22 protein-coding genes are annotated in these 20480 nt (G+C 65.7%); 14 read left to right on the top strand and 8 right to left on the bottom strand.

The window, feature by feature from the left end; genetic code table 11:
• Positions 1–113 precede the first annotated feature (113 nt).
• Positions 114–1355 (top strand): HNH endonuclease, encoded by a 1242-nt coding sequence (locus ABD301_RS00880; RefSeq protein ID WP_344306196.1) that lies wholly within the window; start codon positions 114–116, stop codon positions 1353–1355.
• 51 nt (positions 1356–1406) lie between these two features.
• Here ABD301_RS00880 and ABD301_RS42245 read toward each other — a convergent pair whose 3' ends face one another.
• Complete coding sequence (locus ABD301_RS42245; RefSeq protein WP_425551873.1) at positions 1407–1736, bottom strand: transposase; 330 nt, start codon at positions 1734–1736, stop codon at positions 1407–1409.
• Between ABD301_RS42245 and ABD301_RS00875 the strand changes: the two genes are divergently transcribed.
• Both ABD301_RS00875 and ABD301_RS42240 read left to right on the top strand, forming a co-directional pair.
• Complete coding sequence (locus ABD301_RS00875) at positions 1654–1827, top strand: hypothetical protein (protein ID WP_344306194.1); 174 nt, start codon at positions 1654–1656, stop codon at positions 1825–1827. The two genes, ABD301_RS42245 and ABD301_RS00875, sit on opposite strands and share 83 nt — an antisense overlap.
• A 22-nt stretch (positions 1828–1849) precedes the next feature.
• Positions 1850–2077 (top strand): HNH endonuclease signature motif containing protein, encoded by a 228-nt coding sequence (locus tag ABD301_RS42240; protein ID WP_390624318.1) that lies wholly within the window; start codon positions 1850–1852, stop codon positions 2075–2077.
• A gap of 51 nt (positions 2078–2128) precedes the next feature.
• Here ABD301_RS42240 and ABD301_RS00870 read toward each other — a convergent pair whose 3' ends face one another.
• Together ABD301_RS00870 and ABD301_RS00865 are read right to left on the bottom strand one after the other, a co-directional pair.
• Positions 2129–2833 carry a hypothetical protein gene (locus ABD301_RS00870; RefSeq protein WP_344306192.1) on the bottom strand — a complete coding sequence of 235 codons (705 nt, stop codon included), beginning with the start codon at positions 2831–2833 and terminating at the stop codon, positions 2129–2131.
• Positions 2833–3798 (bottom strand): ATP-grasp domain-containing protein, encoded by a 966-nt coding sequence (locus ABD301_RS00865; RefSeq protein ID WP_344306190.1) that lies wholly within the window; start codon positions 3796–3798, stop codon positions 2833–2835. Before ABD301_RS00865 ends, ABD301_RS00870 begins: the two co-directional genes overlap by 1 nt.
• A 281-nt stretch (positions 3799–4079) precedes the next feature.
• On the opposite strand from ABD301_RS00865, the gene ABD301_RS00860 reads away from it, so the two are divergent.
• The 4 genes from ABD301_RS00860 to ABD301_RS00845 are packed head-to-tail and all read left to right on the top strand — an operon-like array spanning position 4080 to position 6838.
• The gene (locus tag ABD301_RS00860; RefSeq protein WP_344306189.1) at positions 4080–4982 is read left to right on the top strand and encodes a helix-turn-helix domain-containing protein; all 903 of its coding nucleotides are present in this window, start codon (positions 4080–4082) and stop codon (positions 4980–4982) included.
• Entirely contained in the window at positions 4979–5164 is a 186-nt protein-coding gene (locus ABD301_RS00855; RefSeq protein ID WP_163573441.1) for a DUF397 domain-containing protein, read from the top strand. Before ABD301_RS00860 ends, ABD301_RS00855 begins: the two co-directional genes overlap by 4 nt.
• A gap of 55 nt (positions 5165–5219) precedes the next feature.
• Positions 5220–5819 carry a hypothetical protein gene (locus ABD301_RS00850; protein ID WP_344306187.1) on the top strand — a complete coding sequence of 200 codons (600 nt, stop codon included), beginning with the start codon at positions 5220–5222 and terminating at the stop codon, positions 5817–5819.
• Positions 5816–6838, top strand: coding sequence for a hypothetical protein (locus tag ABD301_RS00845; RefSeq protein ID WP_344306185.1), 1023 nt, complete (start codon positions 5816–5818; stop codon positions 6836–6838). Before ABD301_RS00850 ends, ABD301_RS00845 begins: the two co-directional genes overlap by 4 nt.
• 21 nt (positions 6839–6859) lie before the next feature.
• Here ABD301_RS00845 and ABD301_RS00840 read toward each other — a convergent pair whose 3' ends face one another.
• A complete protein-coding gene (locus ABD301_RS00840; protein WP_163573445.1) occupies positions 6860–7363 on the bottom strand; it encodes a VOC family protein in 504 nt (167 codons plus the stop codon).
• Positions 7364–7478: 115 nt separating this feature from the next.
• Here ABD301_RS00840 and ABD301_RS00835 point away from each other — a divergent pair, with 115 nt between their 5' ends.
• The gene (locus tag ABD301_RS00835) at positions 7479–8243 is read left to right on the top strand and encodes an alpha/beta fold hydrolase (RefSeq protein ID WP_344306184.1); all 765 of its coding nucleotides are present in this window, start codon (positions 7479–7481) and stop codon (positions 8241–8243) included.
• Here the strand turns inward: ABD301_RS00835 and ABD301_RS00830 are convergent.
• Complete coding sequence (locus ABD301_RS00830) at positions 8240–9022, bottom strand: trans-aconitate 2-methyltransferase (protein WP_344306183.1); 783 nt, start codon at positions 9020–9022, stop codon at positions 8240–8242. The two genes, ABD301_RS00835 and ABD301_RS00830, sit on opposite strands and share 4 nt — an antisense overlap.
• Positions 9023–9238: 216 nt before the next feature.
• On the opposite strand from ABD301_RS00830, the gene ABD301_RS00825 reads away from it, so the two are divergent.
• From ABD301_RS00825 to ABD301_RS00800, 6 genes are all read left to right on the top strand, one after another.
• Positions 9239–10063 (top strand): redox-sensing transcriptional repressor Rex, encoded by an 825-nt coding sequence (locus ABD301_RS00825; RefSeq protein WP_344306181.1) that lies wholly within the window; start codon positions 9239–9241, stop codon positions 10061–10063.
• On the top strand, positions 10060–11415 hold the full coding sequence (locus ABD301_RS00820) for a glutamyl-tRNA reductase (protein ID WP_163573446.1): 1356 nt from the start codon (positions 10060–10062) through the stop codon (positions 11413–11415). Before ABD301_RS00825 ends, ABD301_RS00820 begins: the two co-directional genes overlap by 4 nt.
• Positions 11412–12374, top strand: coding sequence for a hydroxymethylbilane synthase (gene hemC, locus ABD301_RS00815; RefSeq protein WP_163573447.1), 963 nt, complete (start codon positions 11412–11414; stop codon positions 12372–12374). The genes ABD301_RS00820 and hemC overlap by 4 nt, the downstream gene beginning before the upstream one ends.
• Positions 12375–12376: 2 nt before the next feature.
• Positions 12377–13948, top strand: coding sequence for a bifunctional uroporphyrinogen-III C-methyltransferase/uroporphyrinogen-III synthase (locus ABD301_RS00810; protein WP_344306180.1), 1572 nt, complete (start codon positions 12377–12379; stop codon positions 13946–13948).
• 23 nt (positions 13949–13971) lie between these two features.
• Positions 13972–15009, top strand: coding sequence for a porphobilinogen synthase (hemB, locus tag ABD301_RS00805; protein ID WP_163573448.1), 1038 nt, complete (start codon positions 13972–13974; stop codon positions 15007–15009).
• A gap of 284 nt (positions 15010–15293) precedes the next feature.
• Entirely contained in the window at positions 15294–17165 is a 1872-nt protein-coding gene (locus ABD301_RS00800) for an NPCBM/NEW2 domain-containing protein (RefSeq protein WP_344306179.1), read from the top strand.
• 323 nt (positions 17166–17488) lie between these two features.
• Here ABD301_RS00800 and ABD301_RS00795 read toward each other — a convergent pair whose 3' ends face one another.
• The 3 genes from ABD301_RS00795 to ABD301_RS00785 form a co-directional block, all read right to left on the bottom strand.
• The gene (locus ABD301_RS00795) at positions 17489–18613 is read right to left on the bottom strand and encodes a lytic transglycosylase domain-containing protein (RefSeq protein WP_344306178.1); all 1125 of its coding nucleotides are present in this window, start codon (positions 18611–18613) and stop codon (positions 17489–17491) included.
• 100 nt (positions 18614–18713) lie between these two features.
• Complete coding sequence (locus ABD301_RS00790) at positions 18714–19280, bottom strand: LOG family protein (protein ID WP_344306176.1); 567 nt, start codon at positions 19278–19280, stop codon at positions 18714–18716.
• 11 nt (positions 19281–19291) lie between these two features.
• Positions 19292–20446 carry a hypothetical protein gene (locus ABD301_RS00785; RefSeq protein ID WP_344306174.1) on the bottom strand — a complete coding sequence of 385 codons (1155 nt, stop codon included), beginning with the start codon at positions 20444–20446 and terminating at the stop codon, positions 19292–19294.
• Positions 20447–20480 lie beyond the last annotated feature (34 nt).

Here is a 20480-nt window from a genome sequence, read left to right as displayed (position 1 = left end):
CCAGAGAGTTGAACGCGCGCGCTCTATGTTTCGTTGGGATTATTGTGAAAGTATCCAATTCCTGATCACCCGTACGCGACCAAACTGTCGGTGCCGGCGGTAGAATTAATGTCATGGCCGCCGGCGACGACACCACCTCTCCAGAGCTCTGGAGGTGTGACCCGGACGAGCTGGGTGAATTGCTGCAGGAGAAAGAAAAAGCGGTCCGGCTGCTGCAGGTCGAGGTGTTGGACATTGTCGCGGCGATCCACCGGCGAAACGTCGGCAAGACGCTCGGGCACCGCAACACCCTGGGCATGCTGCAAGACCTCCTTCGACTGTCCCCCACAGAGGCATCCCGACGCTACAAACGAGCCCTGAACCTGTGCCCCAGCCAAGCCCTCACCGGGGAAACACTCGCACCCACACTCAGCATCACCAGCCAAGCCATGCGCCGCGGGGAACTCGCCGACTCCCAAATCGACACAATCGTTGGGGTCGTTAACAGGCTCCCGGCCAGGGTGACCATCAAAGACCGCGAAGAAGCCGAAGCGTCCCTGGTGGAGCACGCGAAACGGTACACCGCACCAGGCCTAGCCAAAGTAGGGCGACGCATCCACGACCACCTGGACCCCGACGGACCAGCGCCCTCCGAACACGAAAACGAGACACCACGCCGCGAACTATCCCTCCACACCGGAACAGACGGACGCCTGAACTTCACCGGCTCCTTCGACAGTGAAACCGGCACCCTCTTCAGCGAGATCCTCAGCCCACTGGCCAAACCCCGCCCCGCTGAGAACGGCACCCCTGATCAGCGGTCAGTGTCCGAGCGCAACGGGGACGCGCTCGCGGAAGCGTTGAATCTGATCGCGGACTCCGGGAAACTCCCGACACAGGGAGCCGAGCGGCCGCATCTCACCGTCACCATTAGCTGGGAAATGCTGCGGGAGCGGCTCGGTGTCGCCTACCCGCACAGCGGCGCACCCATCTCCCCCAAAGGCGTCCGCCGGCTCGCGTGCGACGCGGACATCATCCCGATCGTGCTGGGCAGCGACAGCGTGCCCCTTGATGTCGGACGCAACGAACGACTCATCACACCAGCCCTACGCAAAGCCCTGATAGCGCGAGACAAAGGCTGCGCCAGATGCGGCCGACCACCCCGCTGGACCAGGGGCCACCACGTGCAGCACTGGGCCGATGGTGGGCATACCTGCCTTGACAATTGCGTGCTCCTGTGCGACCGGTGCCATCGTTTGGTGCACCACGGCGGCTGGGACGTACGCATCGTCAACGGAATCGTTGAATTCCTACCGCCCGCGTACGTTGACCGCGAACGAAGACCCATCCGCGGCATCAACCAACTCGCCGCATAGAAAACCCACCCGGCCGCCGGGCACCACCACGCCCGGCGGCCCACAACCCTTCTACCCGAGCCGGCAATGAGCTAAGAGACATCTGAGATGTATCGCAGACACGGGTCGCGGAAGAATGCCTTGACGATGCGGGGAAGGGTTGAGTTCTGGTGAGTAGGACGGGAGGAAGAATAGGCGAAGCTTCCCGTTGGTCGAGTTCACGTACTCAATCGTCATCTTCGAGATGTGGGCACTGTGTTGATCGAGGATAAGGAACACCAGCCGGCGGGACCCACGGACGAGGTTGGTCAGAAACTCGATGGACACCTCGGGGTTGAGGCTGCCGGTGAAAGTGCTGAACTTCAACGACCCGCCAGCGGTGATCGCGGAGATCATGCCGATCGACTTGCGGTTGCCAGTCTTGGACAACACTGGGGTCTGGCCGATCGGAGCCCACGTGGTGCCACTGTGGCTCTACGCAAAGCACTCATAGCGCGAGACAAAGGCTGCGCCCGATGCGGCCGACCACCCCGCTGGACACGGGGCACCACGTGCAGCACTGGGCTGATGGTGGGCATACTTGCCTTGAAAATTGCGTGCTTCTCTGCGACCGGTGCCATCGTTTGGTGCACCATGGTGGTTGGGATGTACGCATTGTTGACGGAATCGTTGAATTCCTGCCACCCGCGTACGTTGACTGCGAACGAAGACCCATCCGCGGGATTAATCAGCTCGCCGCATAGAAAACCCACCCGGCCGCCGGGTAGCACCACGCCCGGCGGCCCACAACCCTTCTAAGGCCATTCTGGCCAGGTGGGGTGGCGGGTGGGCTGTTGCGGCTGGGGGACGGTCGCGACCATCGCGTTGAGGAGTTCGGCGGCGCCTTGCAGGTTGCGGGAAGCGTGCAGTACGTCGTCGGCGAGGCCGGTGGGGGCTCGCGCGGCCGCTAGTCGGTGCGGCTCGGCGAGCAGCGGAGTGGCTTGCGCGAGCAGGGCTGCGCGCTCGGCTGCCAGCAGCGCACATTGTCTTTGTGAGGCAGCAGAATCCGCGCCGAGGGAGCGAGCGCGGAACCAGGCGTGCGACAGGTCGGAGTCGTACGGCGTCGGGGTTGCGGGCCGCCGAAACCGGCGGAGTTGCCACCACAGCCTGGCCCGGTTCCAGGCGAGATCGGCGATGATGAGCGCAAGAACCTCGCACGCCAAGCCGACGAACTGGTACGGCTTGAACGTCGAGGTGAAAAGCGGGGTCATGACCGCGCTTAGTGCGACCAGCCGTAAACATCGCCAGCCGATGCGGTTCCAGTCGCTGTCCTCCGCGCAGGCGCGGTCGGTGAGACGGTCGTCGGCGTCCGTCACCAGCGCGCGGGCCGGTTCGGTGTAACGGCGTGAGTCGGCCGTCGCGTTGTCGATTCGGTCCAGGAGACGGTAAATTTCCTGGATTTCCACCGCGGAGTGCCACAGGTCGATCGCGGTTTGTCGGCGATTCTTTCTCCGTGCCATCAGTCTTGGACCAAGGCGTCGACGAGCGCGCTGGCGATCGGCAAGTCGAAGTGAGTCGCGTACCAACTCCAGTCAGCATTCGGGTCGACGCGGGTCAGCACCCACGGACCTTCCGGCGGGACAACGAAATCCAGGGTGGCGTAGCGCAGTCCGGTCGCTTCCATGAGCTGGTCGGTGGCGGCCGTGATGTCTGGCGGGATGTCAGTCAGCGAGTAGAGGTCGTGCTGGCCTTCGAAGCCGAAATGCCGGTGACCGGCGACAATCACCCGTACGGCACGGTCATGTTCGACATATGCCTGGAAAAGAAATCCATCCAGCGGGTGATGACGGTATTCGGTCCGCAACACCGGCCGGCTGTACGGGTGACCAGTCTCGGGATCAACCAGCGGAGTAGCCAGCACATTCTCGCCGGCTTCGGTCATGAAATCGTTGACCGCTTGCCGTCGAGTGGCCAGCAGGCTCGGCGGCAACGTGAATCCGCTGGTGATGGCGGCGGTTAGAGAGGAGAGTCGGTGCTCGTCGGTGGAAAGACAGGGAAAATTGACCCATCGGCACGGCAATGACATGAGCATTCCGAAAAGTGCGACCCGGGCGTGCACCGCGCGGGAATGGGCGCGTGGTCCGGGCACGACCTGACGGACGGCTCCGGTGCTCGAATTGCTGCCCGGCTCGCGTACCCACGGCTGCTGCGCCCGATAGTAGATCGCCGACACTTCCTCGATCGCGATCGTGTTGTCCCTGGTACGCAGCTCGCCGACCCAACGACCGGTCTTTCGCAGCCGGACGTCCAAAATCATCGCCGGCTCGAACTGGCTCGGATCGACCAGCGCGTGGCTGATCGCGCGCTCGGCCAGTGCGTCGCACATCGCTGCGGCGCTGGCGTCGGCGGCTTGACTGACGACGACCACCATCGGCTGGCCGGGCTGGTGGGACAGCGCCGGCTCCCGGTTGTCTGGTGCGGGCAAGAGGTCCTTCTTCGTGTTCGGGAGTGGCGCGCCTCCGGCCCGCGATGGGGATCGGGGTGGGTGGGCCGGAGGCGCGGTCGGGGTGGGTACGAGCCCGTGGCTACCCTCCAGAGTCACGCGACTTCGTACCGCGACACGAGTCAAGCAGTACGAGCGCTCGCATCTCAAGCTCGGATACGCTGATTTGGCCGGAAATGGCAGTAGTTGACTGGTGAGCGCGACGGCTGTTTCATAACGAGCGCTGTTCGCGCCTCGGTCCGTAACCGAAGATAGGAGGAGACATGCCCACCACGGACGTAGGCTCGACAGTTCCCCGCCGGCAGCTCGGCCGGGAACTGCGCAAACTGCGCGAAACCGCGCGGCTGACCGTCGAGGAGGCCGCTGAGCAGCTGGAGCTGTCGCGGGTCAAGATGTGGCGCATCGAGAAGGGCTCGACCGCGATGCGCTCCCTCGACGTCGAACAAATGTGCCGCCTGTACGGCCACGCCACCGACGCCGAAATCACCCAAGCCCTGATGGCCCTCGCCCGCGAAACCAAGGCCAAAGGCTGGTGGCAAAGCTACGGCGACGTCATTCCGACTTCTTTCGAGCTGTACGTGGGGCTGGAAGCGGCTGCGGCCGGAATTTCTTGGTACGAGCCGGATGTGGTTCCCGGTTTGCTCCAGACCGAGGCATATGCGCGGACCATTCTCGATAAAGGTGGGCCGAAGGAATTCGAGCCGGCGGAGCTCGATCGTCGTGTCGCCCTTCGTATGGAGCGGCAGAAGCTTTTGATGCGGAAGAAGCCGGCGCCGCTGCGGCTCGACGTTGTCCTCGGTGAAGCAGTTCTGCGAAGAGCCGTTGGGAGTCCGACGGTTATGGCTGAGCAGCTAAGGCATCTGCTGATCGTGAGTGAGCAAGTGCCAAGTGTCGAGATCCGCTTGGTTGACTATTCGGTCGGCGTGCATCAGGCGCTGGAGATCGGGTCGTTCGAGATGCTGGAGTTTCCGCTTACGCCCGATGGTAAGAGGACTGAGCCGTCAACCACCTACGTAAGCCTCGGATGCGGCGCGCTGTACCTCGAAAAGCCACGCGAAATTAGCTACTACCAAAAAGTGTGGCGGAATCTTCACGAGTCTGCCCTGGACGAGGCCGCGACCAGAGACCGTATCGCAGCAGCAATTGAAGAAATGGAGAATCCATGATCCTCGTCGCGCATCTCAACTGGCGCAAAAGCACTTGCAGCGGGCAAGAGCAGAGCTGTGTTGAGGTAGCCAACTCGGTGGGCTCGACAGTCGTCCGGGACACCAAGCTTGGAGACGCCTCTCCGGTCTTGGTCTTCCCGGCGGCCAGCTGGCAGGCTTTTTTGGTAACTCTCCGCAGTTGATCAGGTGCTTGATAGACTCACTGCGCTGCGTACACACACGGGTGGAGCGTCCTCAATGGCTAAGGTCATCGTCCCTGTTGGCTTCGACAACGGTCCTCGCTATGCGGCCGACAACACAGAGACTGACTACTACGAAATCGTCCTTGCCCATGGAGACAGCGCCGAGCTGCCTCCCGACGCATACCGTGTCTGGACTCTCGCGTTTGCCGATCTTCAGGCGCATCGGGATCTCGTGTTCACTCGGGAGCGGTTGGTCAAGCTGGCCGCTGCCGGACCGGAGACGGTCGAGCAGGCGGAGACGCTCGTCGAGAGCCTGATCCAGTCCGACGCCTTGGCTGAGTACGAACCCGGGACGCAGTCAGCGATTGACTTCCTGCGCGGTCATCGAATGTTCCCCTTCGCTGAAGGCATGGGCAGCACTCGGGAGCGGCCTGAGATGTTCCGCATTGGTCGTAATGGCGAGGTGCTGCTGGAGGTTTACTCCGACATCTACTCGATCTGGAGCCTGAACCTCGACAGCCCGAGCATCTGGGCGATGATCGAATGGTTCTCCCAGCAGTCATCGCCGCTGACCGCAGAGCAGACCGCCCACATGTTTGCCCAGGTCGTGCCCACTCTCGTCGCCCTTCAGCTCGGATATTTGCAGCCGTCATGACCCAGCCGCAGAGCTTCAAGAGGAAGCACGCACCTCGGCACATCGCCGCCAGACAGCCGCGGTGGTGGCAGTTTTTGCGGCGGAATCGGTTGACCGAGGCTGGGGCGAAGGCGTCGTTCCAGGCGGAGGACCGGATCAATCGGGGGAAGGCTTTCTGGGACGTACCCATCCGACTTACCGCTGGGTTGGCGACCATGGCGGCGGCGATGGCGTTGACCAAGTACGGCGGCGCTTTGGAGGTCGGGGGACATACCTTGGCGCAGTACGCGGACGCGTTGGTGGCTCGGATTCCGGGGATGGCTGGCGGCGCCGAAATCATGGCCGCGGTGGATTATCTCAAGACCGGCGTGCAGGCGACCGTGGCAGCGGTGGCCGCGGGTTATGTTGGCGATCGCTACAAAGCCGGCCGCAAGGCGCTGGATCAGCAGACCGCCAACGAAAAAACGGCCGACAAGACGCAAGAGCTGCGGGATCGTGGCATTGATGTCGATACCAATCAGTACGAGCAGATTCACAGTCTCAAGGCCGAAAACCAGGACCTGAGAGGCCAGATCGCCGAGATGCGCGAGCTGCAAGCCAATGTGGACAGGTATCTGCAAAGCGTACACATTCGTTTAGCGGGAACTGACCAGCATTTGGCTGCGACTGATCAGCAGTTGGTTGGGGTAGAGAACCATTTGGTTGGGCATGATCAGGCGTTTCAGGGTGCGTACGCGTCACATGTGGTGACCAATGAGCGCATCGACACGGCAAATCAGCGGATCGACGAACTCGCGAGCAGACCCGTAGCGCCACCGGTCGTGGAACCTCAGCCGAGGCACGCGGCCGTGCCGGATCCGAACCTCTTGTTGTCTCATGAAGACGGGCAACGTGGGCAGACAGCCCTGGACCGGGCCAAGCAAAGCAGAACTCATGCAATAAAGACGCGGCCGAACCCAGAGCCGTACGAGCAGCCGTCCGGCTGGGATCAAGGACTGCCGGCCGCGCCGCCCCATCGTTCAAACAGACCTAAGCAATAGCTACGAATTCAGGCCGGGCGATCAAACCGAAACGCCCACACCGCCGCGAGTTTCGGCGCCATAGCGGGCAATTTCGGCAGTCAGGTCCAGCGGTTCGGCGCCGGAGAATTCCTTGACCTCGGGAGTGAGCAGCGCGGCTGGTACGAGCCAGGAGACCTCGAATTCGATACCGTCCGGGTCGTGTGCGTAAAGCGCCTTGGTGGTGCCGTGATCGGACGCGCCGACCAGTGAGCCGACCGAGACCAGTTGGTCATGGATCCGCTGCAGCTCGGCGAGCGTGTCGACCTCCCACGCGAGGTGGTAGAGCCCGACCGCGCCACGGCCAGCGGTGGTCGGACCGGCGTTCGCACCGACCGTGAACAGGCCCAGGTCGTGGTCGTTGGTGGAGCCTTCTGCCTGCAGGAACGCGGTTCGCCCCGGAGTGTGGGCGACGGCCCGAAAACCCAGGTTGTCGCGGTAGAACGCCAAACTGCGGTCGCAGTCCCGTACGTAGAGGACCGCGTGGTTGAGACGCTGGATCGGCATAGCTACCCCTCGATTCGATCATTGAAGCTACCCCGTCTGACCAGAATCTGACAGCGATGAGTTTTGGGCGGCTGTTTCGTCTGTGCCCTGACCGTTCAGTTGAGAGAGGACAACCATGGCTGGTTATGTGGAGCTTCCGGGCGTACGAGCGTGGTATGACGACCGCGGGGACGGCGAGCCGCTGCTGATGCTGCATGGCGGCATGACCGACTCGCGGTGCTTCGCCGGGAATTTCGACGCGATGGGTGAGCATTTCCACGCGTATACGCCCGATCGGCGAGGTCATGGGCGTACGCCCGATGTCGAAGGACCGCTGACCGCGGAGGCGATGGTGGAGGACACCGTCGACTTCCTGCGCAAGGTGATCGGCGGGCCGGCGCACGTCGTTGGCTACAGCGCGGGGGCGCTGGTCGCGATCCTGCTGGCGCTCCGCGAGCCGTCGTTGGTCAGGCAGTTGGTGCTGGTCAGCGGGTTCATCGACCACGACGGCATGGTCGCCGGGACCCGGCCGGACCCGAACATGGAGTTTCCGCCGGTGATCCGGCAGGCGTACGCGGAGGTGTCACCGGACGGGCCGGAGCATTTCGACGTGGTGGCGGCGAAAACGCTCGCGTTGATGGGCCAGCCGACCGGGATCGCGATGGCGGACCTGGCCGGGATCGCCAGTCGTACGCTCGTGATGGCCGGCGACGACGACATCGTGACGGCCGAGCACAGCCTCGCGCTCTCTCGCACGATCCCCAACGCCGAGCTGGCCGTCATCCCGGGCGCGACCCACATGCTGCTGATGGAGAAGCCGGCGCTCTGCAACGCGATGATGCTCGACTTCCTCACTAAACCGCCGGCGCCGACCTTCATGCCGATCCGGCGCGCTTCTTAAGGACGCTGGGAGACGACGAAGATGCGCCGGAAAGGCAGCAGCGTACGGCCGTCGACGACCGGGTAGGCGCTCGCGAGCAGCGGCTCCAGCTCCGCGACGAAGGCCTCGTACTCGGCGGCCGAGAGCGCGGCGCGTACCGGCCGGAGCGCCGTTCCGCTCATCCAGTGCAGCACCGGGTGCGGTCCGTCTGGGACGGCGGTGAGTACGTGCACATAAGTCGTCTCCCACGCGTCGACGGCACAGCCGAGACCGAGCAGCCGCTCGGCGTACTCGACGGCGGTGTCGACGGCACCGGTGCCACGCAGGCCGGAGAGGTCACCGCGGTTCCGCCAGGCCGCTGACTGGGCCAGGTCACGCAGCAGTACGTGTGAAGGTGCCTCGAAGTTGCCCGGCACCTGGAAAGCCAGCCAGCCACCGGACGGTAGCGCCGGCGCCCAGGACGTCAGCAGCGATCGGTGCGTAGGGACCCACTGAAGAGTCGCGTTGGAGACGACGACGTCCACGTCAGAAGAAGGACTCCAGCCGGCCACATCGCCGACCGAGAAGTCGACCGAGCCCGGCTCCTGTTGAGCGCGCGCGATCATGTCCGCTGACGAGTCGATGCCGACGATTCGGGCGGACGGCCAGCGCTCGGCGAGCGTGACGGTCTGGTCGCCGGGGCCGCAGCCCAGGTCGACGACCGTACGGGGAGAGGCCGCGCCAACCCGTGCCACCAGGTCGTGGAATGGGCGCGACCGCTCGTCGGAGAACTTCAGATACGTGCTCGGGTCCCACTTCATAACGGCCTCCGATTACCAAGACGTACGTACGGTTTGGTAACTACCATAGCAGTGACTCTAGCCACTGCGAGTCGGGTGTTTGACCGGCGACTTTGTACCTACGTTCACAAGCGGTTACCGTGGCAGTGTCCACCGGCGGATAACACACCTTCCCCGGCGTACGAACCGGGGCCCTGGCGCGTGAGCGCGAGCCGCCCGCCAGCTTGAGATAGCCCGGTGGAGCTGACCTTGTCCGACCTGCAGCCGACGGTGCGACCTGATGGTCGGCTTCCCGACGCCACGGTCGCCCGCCTGCCGGTTTACCTGCGCGCCCTGCACACCCTCGCCGAGAACGGCGCGGAAACGGTGTCGTCGGAGGAGCTCGCCGCGGTGACCGGAGTCGGGTCCGCGAAGCTGCGTAAGGACCTCTCCCATCTCGGCTCTTTTGGCACTCGTGGCGTCGGCTATGACGTACGCATGCTGGTCGAGCTCATCTCCACCACGCTCGGCCTCAATCGCTCCTGGCCAGTAGCCCTAGTTGGGGTCGGTAACCTCGGCCATGCGCTTGCCGGATATGCCGGATTCGCGTCCCGCGGCTTCCGGATCGCGGCGCTGCTGGACGCCGATCCGGCGACCGTCGGCGAGGTGGTCGAGGGCTTGGCCGTACGACACGTCGACGAGCTGCCGGAGGTGGTCGCCGAGCACAACATCTCGATCGGCGTGATCACCGTTCCGCCGGCCGCCGCGCAACAGGTCGCGGACCGGCTGGTCGACGCTGGCGTACGCAGCATCCTCAACTTCGCGCCCTGCGTTCTTCAGGTGCCCGAAGGGGTCGAGGTGCGTAAGGTCGATCTGGCTATTGAGCTGCAGATCCTGTCCTTCCACGAGCATCGCCGGCTAGAAGCGGCGAAGGCTCCGACGGAAAATGAGAACGGGGACGCCAAGAAGAACGGTGTCCTGCCGAGCAGTCTTAAACCAAGCAATCTCAAACGCCGTGCGTTGCGACGGTTTCCCGCCAGCCGCGCCGACGCGGACATCAACGAAGAGGTGATCGGCGGATGAGCATCCTGGTGGTGGGGCTGTCCCACCACACCGCGAGCGTCGACCTGCTGGAACGGGCCGTCGTGGGTACCGCGGACCGTCCGGCGCTGATCCAGGACCTGCTGGCCGGCGCGAACGTCGGCGAGGTCGTGGTGCTCAGCACCTGCAACCGGGTCGAGCTTTACGCGGCGGTGTCGTCGTTCCACGGCGGTCTACATGACGTGGGTTCGGTGCTCGCCGGCCGGCTCGGCGTGGACGTGGCCGACCTGGCCGAGTCCTTGTACGTGCACTACGCCGATGACGCCGTGCAGCACCTCTTCGAGGCGGTCGGTGGCCTCGACTCGATGGTGGTCGGTGAAAGTCAGATCCTTGGCCAGATCCGGACGGCGTACAACGCGGCCGCCGAGCTGGGTGCTCCCGGTCGGTTGCTGCACGAGCTGATGCAGCAGGCGCTGCGGGTCGGCAAGCGCGTACACACCGAGACCGGCATCGACCGGGCTGGCCAGTCCGTGGTGAGCCTCGCGCTGAAGGTCGGCGCGGCCGCCACCCGGCCGCTGGAAGGCGCGTCCGCGCTGGTCATCGGGGCCGGCTCAATGGGCGCGCTGGTCGCCGCCACGCTGTCCCGCTCGGGCGTTCAGTCGCTGACCGTGGCCAACCGCTCCGGCATTCGGGCCGCCCGGCTGGCCCGCTCGCAGGACGAGGACGCCGTCCCGATCCAGGTCGTCCGGTTCGACGAGCTGGGGACGGCCCTGAAGCAGGCCGACATCGTGGTGTCCGCGACCGCGTCGACCGCGACCGTACTGACCGTCGAGACGCTTGGCGATGCACGTCCGCAGTTGATCATCGACCTCGCCGTACCGCGTGACGTGGACCCGCGGGTCGGCGAGCTGGACGGCGTTCACCTGATCGACATCGCCTCGCTCGGCAGCCAGGCGCACAGCGACGCCGTCGCCGTCCAGGACGAGGTGACAGCCGCTCGCGCGATCGTGGTCGAGGAGGTCGCCGCCTTCCTCGCATGGCAGCGCACGGTCGACGTGACGCCGACGGTGGCCGCTCTGCGAGCCCGCGCCGATGAGGTCGTCGTCTCGGAGCTGGCCCGGCTCGCCTCGCGGATGCCGGACCTCGACGAGCGCACCCGGTCCGAGGTGGAGCGGTCGGTACGCCGGGTCGTCGCGACGCTGCTGCACGTCCCGACCGTACGAGTGAAGGAACTCGCTAGTTCGCCCAACGGGCAGGCGTATGCGAACGCTCTTCGTGAGCTTTTCGGCCTGGACACCGCGGCTGCGAGCGCTCCGGCGGTCTTCTCGGCGAACGAAGCGGTCGCGCCGGTTTTCACCCAGCGACCCAAAGCGACAACGGATGGTGAGGCATGACCTCAGCGGTCAATCCCTTGCAGGACATCGGCACGATCATCCTCGGCACTCGCGGCAGCAAGCTGGCGATGGCCCAGTCCGGCTTGGTCGCCGAGGCGATCAACCGTTGCCCTGGGTGCGCGGTCGAGCTTAAAAGAGTGAGCACGCACGGCGACCGGTCGCACGCGCCAGTTGCCGAATTGGGCACCACCGGAGTGTGGACTTCCGCTCTGCGCGAAGCGCTGCTGGCCGGTGAGATCGACATCGCGGTGCACTCGTACAAAGACCTGCCGACCGCCCCGGCGGACGGGATTTCCCTTGCCGCCGTACCAAAACGCGAGAACCCGTCGGACGTGCTGGTGGCCCGCGACGGGCTGAAGCTGGTGGATTTGCCGACCGGTGCCCGGGTGGGTACGGGAGCGCCTCGGCGGGTCGCCCAACTGCGCGCCTTCCGACCGGATTTGGAAATCGTGCCGATTCGCGGAAATATTGACACCCGGATGAGCAAGGTCACGGGTGGAGAGCTGGATGCGGTGGTGCTCGCGTACGCGGGGTTGGCCCGGTTGGGTCGGCTCGACGACGCCACCGACGTGCTCACCGACGACGTCATGCTGCCGGCGCCCGCCCAGGGCGCGCTCGCGGTGGAATGCCGAGCCGATGGCCCGCTCGCCGAAATGCTCCTGGTTTTGGATGACCCGATTTCCCGCGCGGCGGTGGTCGCCGAACGCGCGGTGCTGGCCGAAGTGGATATCGCCACCTCGGTCTGGTGCAATTCGACCGTGGCCGCGCACGCGGTTCCCACGGTCGCCGATGACGGTGCCGTGACGCTGACCTTGCAGGCCAGCGTGACCGCCTTTGATGGAAGCGACGCCGTCAGGATGTCCGCTTCCGGTTTCGCCCATGACGCTGACGGCCTCGGCCGGCGCCTCGCCGCCGCGCTGCTGACCGCCGGTGCTGCCAAACTGATGGAGAGTCCCTAAAGATGTCCCGGAAATCCACCGGCCAGATCACCTTCGTCGGGGCTGGCCCTGGCGACCCAGGCCTGCTCACCCAACGCGCCTTCGCGACGCTGGAAAAAGCCGAGCACCTCGTGCACGACAACGGAATACCCCAGGTGATCGTGGACGTCCTGACCGCGCGGGCCGCGGAGGGCCTGGAGGTCAGCGTCGCCGAGGGCGCTTCCGGTGACGTGGCCAAGGTCCTGTTGTCTGGCGCCCGGTCCGGCCGCTCGGTGGTCCGGCTGGTCGCCGGCGACCCGTTCTCCTCGGACTCGGTCGTCAAGGAAGCCCAGGCGGTCGCTCGTACGAACGTGCCTTTCGAGGTCGTGCCGGGCATCAGCCACGCGGGCGGGGTGTCCACCTACGCCGGCACCCCGGTCGGCGGCCTGCACTGCGAGGTGGACGCGCGGGACATCCTCAGCGTCGACTTCAGCCAGGTGGCCGGGCTGCCCGGGACGATCGTCATCACGGTCAACGCGGCCGACCTGCCGGCGTTGCGGGACGGCCTGCTGGCTGGCGGGGTGGCCGCCGACTCGCCGCTGTGCGTGACCGGCGACGGCACCGGCGACACCCAGTCCTCCTCGATGTCCACGCTGGACGGGCTGGTGGACGCGGCGGTCGGCCTGTACGACACCGTGGTGGTCACCATCGGCGCCAACGTGCCGCTGCGCGAGAAGTTGTCGTGGTGGGAGTCGCGGCCGCTCTACGGCTGGAAGGTGCTCGTTCCGCGTACGAAGGAGCAGGCCGGCGCGATGAGCGCGCGGCTGCACGCGTACGGCGCGATCACCACCGAGGTGCCGACCATCGCGGTCGAGCCGCCCCGCACGCCGGCGCAGATGGAGCGGGCCATCAAGGGCCTGGTCACCGGCCGCTACGAGTGGGTCGTCTTCACGTCCACCAACGCGGTCAAGGCGATCCGCGAGAAGTTCATCGAGTTCGGTCTGGACGCGCGGGCTTTCGCCGGTGTGAAGATCGCCTGCGTCGGCAACGCGACCGCTGACGCCGTACGCGACTTCGGCATCGAGCCGGAAATGCTGCCAACCGGCGAGCAGTCGTCGGAGGGCCTGCTGGCCGACTTCCCGCCCTACGACTCGGTGCTCGACCCGATCGACCGGATCCTGCTGCCGCGGGCCGACATCGCCACCGAGACGCTTGCCGCCGGGCTCATCGAGCGCGGCTGGGAGGTCGACGACGTGACGGCCTACCGGACCGTACGGGCCGCGCCGCCGCCAGCCGACATCCGCGACGCGATCAAGTCCGGCGGTTTCGACGCGGTGCTTTTCACCTCGTCCTCGACCGTTCGGAACCTGGTCGGTATAGCCGGCAAGCCGCACGCGCGTACGGTTGTGTCATGCATTGGCCCGAAAACCGCCGAGACCGCTGCCGAACTCGGGCTGCGGGTGGATGTGCAGCCGGAGCTCGCGAACGTGTCGGAGCTGGTCGCGGCGCTCGCCACCTATGCGGTCGAGCTGCGCGAAAAGATGGCCAACAACCCGGTGAAACCCCGCCGCGGTGCGAAGGTGCAGGGTCCCAGCGCCGGTCGCGCCGCGCGATAAACCTCGCTCTAGGGAGCTGCTAAATGGCAAGACGACATGCTTCGTCCGATTTTGACGTGGCCGACCTGCCGCTCCCGCTGGGTGGGTTTCCGGCGGTGCGTCCGCGCCGGCTGCGGACCACCGCCGCGATCCGCCGGCTCGCGGCTGAAACACACGTGAATCCGGCGAACCTCGTGTTGCCGATGTTCGTGAAGGACGGCGTACCGGAACCGGTGCCGCTCGCGTCGATGCCGGGCGTCGTCCAACACACGCTGGAATCGCTGCGCAAAGCGGCGACCGAGGCGGTCGAGGCCGGCGTCGGCGGGATCATGCTTTATGGCGTACCCACGCCGGAAAGCAAGGACGCCACCGGCTCGATCGGCATTGATCCGGACGGCATTCTGAACGCGGCCCTGCTGGAGTTGCGGGCCGAGGTCGGCGACAGCACGGTTTTGATGAGCGACCTGTGCCTGGATGAATTCACCGATCACGGGCATTGTGGTGTATTGGCCGAGGATGGGTCGGTCGACAACGATGCGACTTTGGCCCGCTACGCCGAAATGGCCATCGTCCAGGCCGAGTCCGGCGCCCAGATGGTGGGGCCGAGCGGGATGATGGACGGCCAGGTCGGTGCCGTACGAGCGGCGCTGGACCGGTCCGGGCACACCGATGTCGGGATTCTGGCCTATTCGGCGAAATATGCGTCGGCTTTCTTTGGTCCCTTCCGGGAAGCGGTCGAGTCTTCGCTGGAAGGGGACCGCAAGACGTACCAGCAGGACCCCGCGAATGCCTCCGAGGCCCTGCGCGAGGTCGCCCTGGACATCGCCGAAGGTGCCGACGCCGTGATGATCAAACCGGCGCTGCCGTATTTGGACATCGTCCGCCGAGTCGCCGACTCGGTGAACGTACCGGTCGCCGCTTACCACGTCTCCGGCGAGTATTCGATGGCCGAGGCCGCTGTCGCCAACGGCTGGATGGACCGGGACCGGCTGATCGTGGAGACTCTCACCTCGATCCGCCGCGCCGGCGCCCAGATCATCCTCACGTACTGGGCGACGGACGCAGCGCGCCTCTTCTCGTAGGGGTTTTTGCGCAATCGGGGCCCGATTGTGACGTTCTTGGGGATTTACGACGTTAGAGACCCCGACAACGTCACCATCAGGCCCCGATTGTGCAGCGGCTGTGAGTGGCCTGTGCCGGCCAGACGTTTCCGGCTAGTTTCCTGCCAGTGGCAAGTAAAATCCTGCGCACATACTCCGGATTGGGGACACGTATGCGCAGGTTAGCTGCCTTATCAGCATTTATCCTGATAATCACCGCGGGGCCTGTCGCGGCTGCTGCGGCGGCGCCGGAAAAACCGACTACCGTGACGACGGCGAAAACGCCGCCGATGGGGTGGAACAGCTGGAACAAGTTTGGCTGCAATGTCAGCGAAACCCTGATCAAGGCGACCGCGGACGCGATGGTGTCCAGCGGAATGCGCGCGGCCGGCTATCAGTACGTCAACATTGACGACTGCTGGATGTCGCACGACCGCAACGCGGCCGGCCAACTGGTGCCGGATCCGGTGAAATTCCCGGACGGAATGAAGGCGCTCGCGGATTACGTACACGGTAAGAAACTGAAGCTCGGCATCTACTCGTCCGCTGGCACGCAGACCTGCGCCGGCTATCCGGCGAGTTTGGACCACGAGACCACCGACGCGCAGAGTTTCGCTGACTGGGGCATCGACTATCTCAAGTACGACAACTGCAACAACGAGAACCGGCCGGCGATTGAGCGCTACACCGCGATGGCGAACGCGTTGAAGGCGACCGGCCGGCCGATCGTACTCAGCATCTGCGAGTGGGGTCAGAACAAGCCGTGGGAATGGGGTGCGAGCGTCGGCGGGCAGTTGTGGCGTACGACCGGGGACATCACCGACTCGTTTTCCAGTGTGCTGGGCATTTTGGACCAGCAGGTCGGGTTGGAGAAATTCTCCGGACCGGGCGCCTGGAATGACCCGGACATGCTGGAGGTCGGCAACGGCGGCATGACGGACGCCGAATATCGGGCACATTTCAGCCTCTGGGCGTTGCTGAACGCGCCGCTGTTGTCCGGCAACGATCTGCGTACGATGTCGGACGCCACCAAGAAAATCCTGATGAACAAAGACGTTGTCGCGGTCGACCAGGATTGGGGCGGTCAGCAGGGCGCGCTGGTCAGTGGCAACGGCACCACTCAGGTGTGGGCCAAGCCGATGTCCGACGGCTCGGTGACCGTCGCGCTTCTCAACCGTGGCCCGGTTTCCGCGATGGCGGCTACCACGACCGCGGCCATCGGGCTGCCGGACACCGACTCGTACAGAGTGAAAGATCTGTGGACTGGCAAGGAAAGTCAGACCGACGCGATGATTCGGGCCGAGCTCGGAGTGCACGGCGTTTCGTTGCTGCGGATTTGGCCGAAATCGGGGCGTACGCTCGCGCCGCTCACCACGTTGTCCGTCGGTGTCGACGAGGTGGTCGAGAAGGACCAGCCTTTCACCACGCTCGGCACTGTCTACAACGACGGCTCCACGCCGCTGATCCGGCCGTCGCTGACGCTGGTGGCGCCGGCCGGTTGGAAGGTGCAGGGCTCGGCGACCGTACGCACCGACGTGGTGCAGCCGCATCGCGGATGGACCGCCACTTGGAAACTCGTGCCGGACGGAACCGGCGGCGCCAGCCTGGACGTACGCGTCGACTCGCGATATTTCACCATCGGCGGTGGGCAACAATCCTCCGAGCACGTGACCGCGCTGGTCGCCGTGCCGCCGCCGGCCGGGTCGGTGCAGGCGTCCAGCCTGCCGTTCATTTCCACCGGCAACGGCTGGGGACCGGTGGAGCGGAACACCAGCAACGGCGAAAACCAGCCCGGTGACGGGCTGCCGATGAGCATCGCCGGGGTCAAATACGCCACCGGGATCGGGGCGCACGCGCCGTCGACCGTACGCATCTACCTGGGCGGTAAATGCACGTCGTTCAGTGCGATGGTGGGTGTGGACGACGAGACGCATGGCAACGGCTCGGTCGCCTTCACCGTGGTTGGCGACAACAAGTCGCTCGCGCAGAGCCCGGTGCAGCGCGGCAACCAGGCCGCTGTGTCGCTGACGGCCAACGTCACCGGCGTACACATCATCGACCTGCAGGTCAGCGACGGCGGCGACGGCAACACCTGGGACCACGCCGACTGGGCGGTGGCGACGCTGACCTGCTCGTAGCCGCTTTTAGGCCACTTTGGCCACTCGGCCCACTTTGGCCGCGATGACTCATCGCGTGCGCCTGACGCACGCGAGGTCATCGCGGCCCCACTCACCGCCCGCGCACTCAACGACCAGCACCCAGTGCGGCGCGAAACTGTCGTACCCACCCGCAAAAGTTGCCCCCACCCAGTGACGGGCGGGGGGTGGGTCGAGAGGTAGACCTTAATTTTTAGTTGAACATCGGTCCTCAAACCCACCCCCCGCCCGTTTAAAGGGAGGGGGCTAGGAAACAGCACAGGTACGACAGTTTCGCGCCGGACCGGCTGTTTTGGAGAGTGAAATCAGGAAGCGAGGCTCTCTCGCGCGTACTGGTCGGCGTATTTGTAGACGTTCTCGACGTAGCTGTTCAGGTGGTTGTACGAGTAGACCGCAGCGCCCCAGCCGACGCCGGTTTTCAGGTCTCGGTTGTCTGAGCAGAGCAGGCGGGCCGAGGCCAGCGAAGCGTCGTTGATGTTGAAGGGGTCGGCCTTGCCGTCGCCGTTCGCGTCGACTGCGTAGAGCTTCCAGGTGCTCGGAATGAACTGCATTGGCCCGACGGCCCGGTCGTAGACCTTGTCGCCGTCGATGAGGCCACCGTCGGTGTCCTTGATGGCGGTGAGCTGGATCCCGATGATCGGCTTGCTGCTGCTGCCGTCCGGTTGCAGGACCGCGCCGCCCTCGCGGCCGTGGTCGGACTCGGCCCTGCCGATGCCGGCGAGCAGGGTCCAGGAGATGTGGCAGCCCGGGGCGGCCAGGTTTTCCTGATACTGGGCGTACGCGTATGCCTGTAGAGCGACGACGGGGATGTCCAGCTTGGCGGTCAGCGACTGGGCCCACGGACCGTACGCGGCCGGGTTGATCTGGGTGGTGTTGACGGCCGGGGTGCTGGCCTGCGGGGCGACCGACGGGGTCGGGTCGGTGTTCGGGACCGGGCCGGCCTGGTCCGGAGTGGACTGGCTCGGCTGCGGCACCGGCGGGATTTGCGCGGCGGTGTCCCGGGCTCGGATCTGCGGCACCAGCAGGAAGCTCACGCCGGCGATGATCAGTGCGATGCCCAGGTAGCCGAGGCTGCGAAAAGCCAGCGCGCGGCGGGCTCGACCGCGCCGGTCACGCAGGTCCGCGAGACGGGGCTTGCGCGGCAGCGCCGGCATCACCCACGGCTCGTCCTCGGTTTCCTTGGGAGGCAGTACCACCTTTTTGGCCGCCTTACGGCGTTCTCTCCATGACAGTTTGGGTTTTTCACCAACGGCGACCACGGTGGCGGCTTTGACGAGGTCGACCTTGGTGGCGCCGCTGTCGGATCGCTTCACCAGGTCAACGGCCGGCGGTGCCGGCGGTTCGACCCGTTTGACCAGGTCGACGGGCGGCACTGGGGGCGCCGAGGCGGGCGGCTTGCGGCGCGAGAACAGCTGCAGCGGAGGCGTCATTAAATCCCAGTATGCCTTCCGTCACGTCGTCTGTGACCCCCGGTCACAGGAACCGAAGCCTTATGGCCCATCGGCGGCCGTACGAACGGATGCAACGCGCCTACCTCGCGATGGGTTTCACGGCCGGCGGTTCGTACGCACCGAATCGGTCCAGCACCGCGCCGAGGTCGCTCTCGATGAACAACATGTCCCGGTGCGGCTGGCGGAGGAACTGCTCGGTGACCATCTGGTCCAGGAATGTCCGCAGCGGCTGGTAGTAGCCCGCCACGTCCAGCAGCGCGACTGGCTTGGCGTGCACCCCGATCTGCGCCCAGGTCCAGACCTCGAACAGCTCCTCCAGGGTGCCGGCGCCGCCGGGCAGTGCGATGAACCCGTCGGCGAGTGCCGCCATCTTCGCCTTGCGCTGATGCATGTCCTCGACGAAGTGCAGCTCGGTCAGGCCCTGGTGCGTCAGTTCCTGGCCGAAGAGGTTGTTCGGGATCACCCCGATCACCGTGCCGCCGGCGGCCAGCGCCGCGTCCGCGACCTGGCCCATTGTGCCCACCGAGGCGCCGCCGTAGACCACCCCGATGCCCCGCTCGGCGAGCTGCCGCCCGAGGTCGCGGGCGGCAGACACGTACCCGTCGCCACGCCCGGACTGGGACCCACAGAACACGCAAAGCCGCATGGGGACCGATGCTACTTCCGGTGCGCTTTGGCGAATTCGGCCAGCACCTCGGTGAGTTCACTGCGCAGTGTGCGGACCGCTTCGATCGGCAGCTTCCGCTGGTCGGCTACCCACTCCGTCCAGGCCTCCATGACCGTTGGTACGGCCGAGATCGCCTGGTCAGAGAGGTTCGCCACCTCCGGCACGTACGCCAGCAGGAAGCCGGCCGTCTTGACCGGACTGACCCGAACCGGCCGCAGCGCGTCCAGCTCGAATCCAAAGGTGGCGAGGTGCCGGATCAGTTCCTTCGCGGCTTCCACGTCGGGCAGGCCGTCGCTCTTGGCCGCCAGGAAGTCGGCCACCACCTGGTCGCCAACCTCCGGGGGCATCGGCGAGCCCTCGTCGACGACCACCGCCGGCAACCCCAGCGCCCGGTAGCGCGCGTAGAGCAGCCCGTAGTAGCTAGCGCCAGGGGAGTCCGGCTCCTCCGGATCGGGGTCGACTCCGTAGTAGTCGACAGCGGCCGGAATGCTGCGGCGCAGCAGCCGCATGCCGGCCGCGTGCTCGATCTCCTGGAAGAACTGGAGCGGATCCTCCTCAGCGAGGCCGGCGAGTTCCGCGGCCAACCCGTCGGTCTTGTCCAGCAGGTTGATCTCCTCGGCTAACCCGTTCAGGCCGTCGAGGCCGAGGTGGCCGGAGATGGCATGCCGCTGGCCGTTCCGTACGAACTCGGCCACCACCATGCAACTGTCGCCGAAAACGTCGCCCATCTGCCAGCAGTTGCCCGCCTCGATCGGGGCGTCAAGGGCGCCCGCCCACGGCAGGTCCGCGATGCCGGCGGAAAGCACCGCCTGGACCCCCTCGGCGGCCGCCTGGCGCAACTCCGGTGTGATGCCGACGGCGGCGACAGCGCGCAGCAGGGCGAGCCCGGGCCGCGACGGCCGGCCGCTGGCGTACCCAATCAACGGCAGCGTGCCCAGGTCCTCGACCTCGTAGTCGTCGGACATCCGCAGCGCGTCGCCCACGATCGAGGACGCGATCGCCTCGGCGTTCAGCGGATCGGTCTCGCTGATCGTGCCGGCGAACTCGTCCACGACGCCCGCGTAGATCTGCTTCAGGCTCGGCTCGCGACTGCTTTTCTTCGTCTTGTTCTTCTTCTTCGTACGGCCACGGCTGACTGGACTCATGCCCCGATGGTGCCAGTGCGGGACGTCGCTCAGC

It is taken from the genome of Fodinicola feengrottensis, from assembly GCF_039530045.1.
Classification (GTDB): domain Bacteria; phylum Actinomycetota; class Actinomycetes; order Mycobacteriales; family HKI-0501; genus Fodinicola; species Fodinicola feengrottensis.
The sequence above is the reverse complement of the archived record's forward strand: the minus strand, read 5'-3'. Positions and strand labels throughout refer to the sequence as shown.

Bases quoted from the DNA above. Each gene is read 5' to 3' on its own strand.
- ABD301_RS00880 (WP_344306196.1), top strand. From the start codon at position 114: ATGGCCGCCGGCGACGACACCACCTCTCCAGAGCTCTGGAGGTGTGAC.
- ABD301_RS00875 (WP_344306194.1), top strand. From the start codon at position 1,654: ATGGACACCTCGGGGTTGAGGCTGCCGGTGAAAGTGCTGAACTTCAAC.
- ABD301_RS42240 (WP_390624318.1), top strand. From the start codon at position 1,850: ATGCGGCCGACCACCCCGCTGGACACGGGGCACCACGTGCAGCACTGG.
- ABD301_RS00870 (WP_344306192.1), bottom strand. From the start codon at position 2,833: ATGGCACGGAGAAAGAATCGCCGACAAACCGCGATCGACCTGTGGCAC.
- ABD301_RS00860 (WP_344306189.1), top strand. From the start codon at position 4,080: ATGCCCACCACGGACGTAGGCTCGACAGTTCCCCGCCGGCAGCTCGGC.
- ABD301_RS00855 (WP_163573441.1), top strand. From the start codon at position 4,979: ATGATCCTCGTCGCGCATCTCAACTGGCGCAAAAGCACTTGCAGCGGG.
- ABD301_RS00850 (WP_344306187.1), top strand. From the start codon at position 5,220: ATGGCTAAGGTCATCGTCCCTGTTGGCTTCGACAACGGTCCTCGCTAT.
- ABD301_RS00845 (WP_344306185.1), top strand. From the start codon at position 5,816: ATGACCCAGCCGCAGAGCTTCAAGAGGAAGCACGCACCTCGGCACATC.
- ABD301_RS00840 (WP_163573445.1), bottom strand. From the start codon at position 7,363: ATGCCGATCCAGCGTCTCAACCACGCGGTCCTCTACGTACGGGACTGC.
- ABD301_RS00835 (WP_344306184.1), top strand. From the start codon at position 7,479: ATGGCTGGTTATGTGGAGCTTCCGGGCGTACGAGCGTGGTATGACGAC.
- ABD301_RS00830 (WP_344306183.1), bottom strand. From the start codon at position 9,022: ATGAAGTGGGACCCGAGCACGTATCTGAAGTTCTCCGACGAGCGGTCG.
- ABD301_RS00820 (WP_163573446.1), top strand. From the start codon at position 10,060: ATGAGCATCCTGGTGGTGGGGCTGTCCCACCACACCGCGAGCGTCGAC.
- hemC (WP_163573447.1), top strand. From the start codon at position 11,412: ATGACCTCAGCGGTCAATCCCTTGCAGGACATCGGCACGATCATCCTC.
- ABD301_RS00810 (WP_344306180.1), top strand. From the start codon at position 12,377: ATGTCCCGGAAATCCACCGGCCAGATCACCTTCGTCGGGGCTGGCCCT.
- hemB (WP_163573448.1), top strand. From the start codon at position 13,972: ATGGCAAGACGACATGCTTCGTCCGATTTTGACGTGGCCGACCTGCCG.
- ABD301_RS00795 (WP_344306178.1), bottom strand. From the start codon at position 18,613: ATGACGCCTCCGCTGCAGCTGTTCTCGCGCCGCAAGCCGCCCGCCTCG.
- ABD301_RS00790 (WP_344306176.1), bottom strand. From the start codon at position 19,280: ATGCGGCTTTGCGTGTTCTGTGGGTCCCAGTCCGGGCGTGGCGACGGG.
- ABD301_RS00785 (WP_344306174.1), bottom strand. From the start codon at position 20,446: ATGAGTCCAGTCAGCCGTGGCCGTACGAAGAAGAAGAACAAGACGAAG.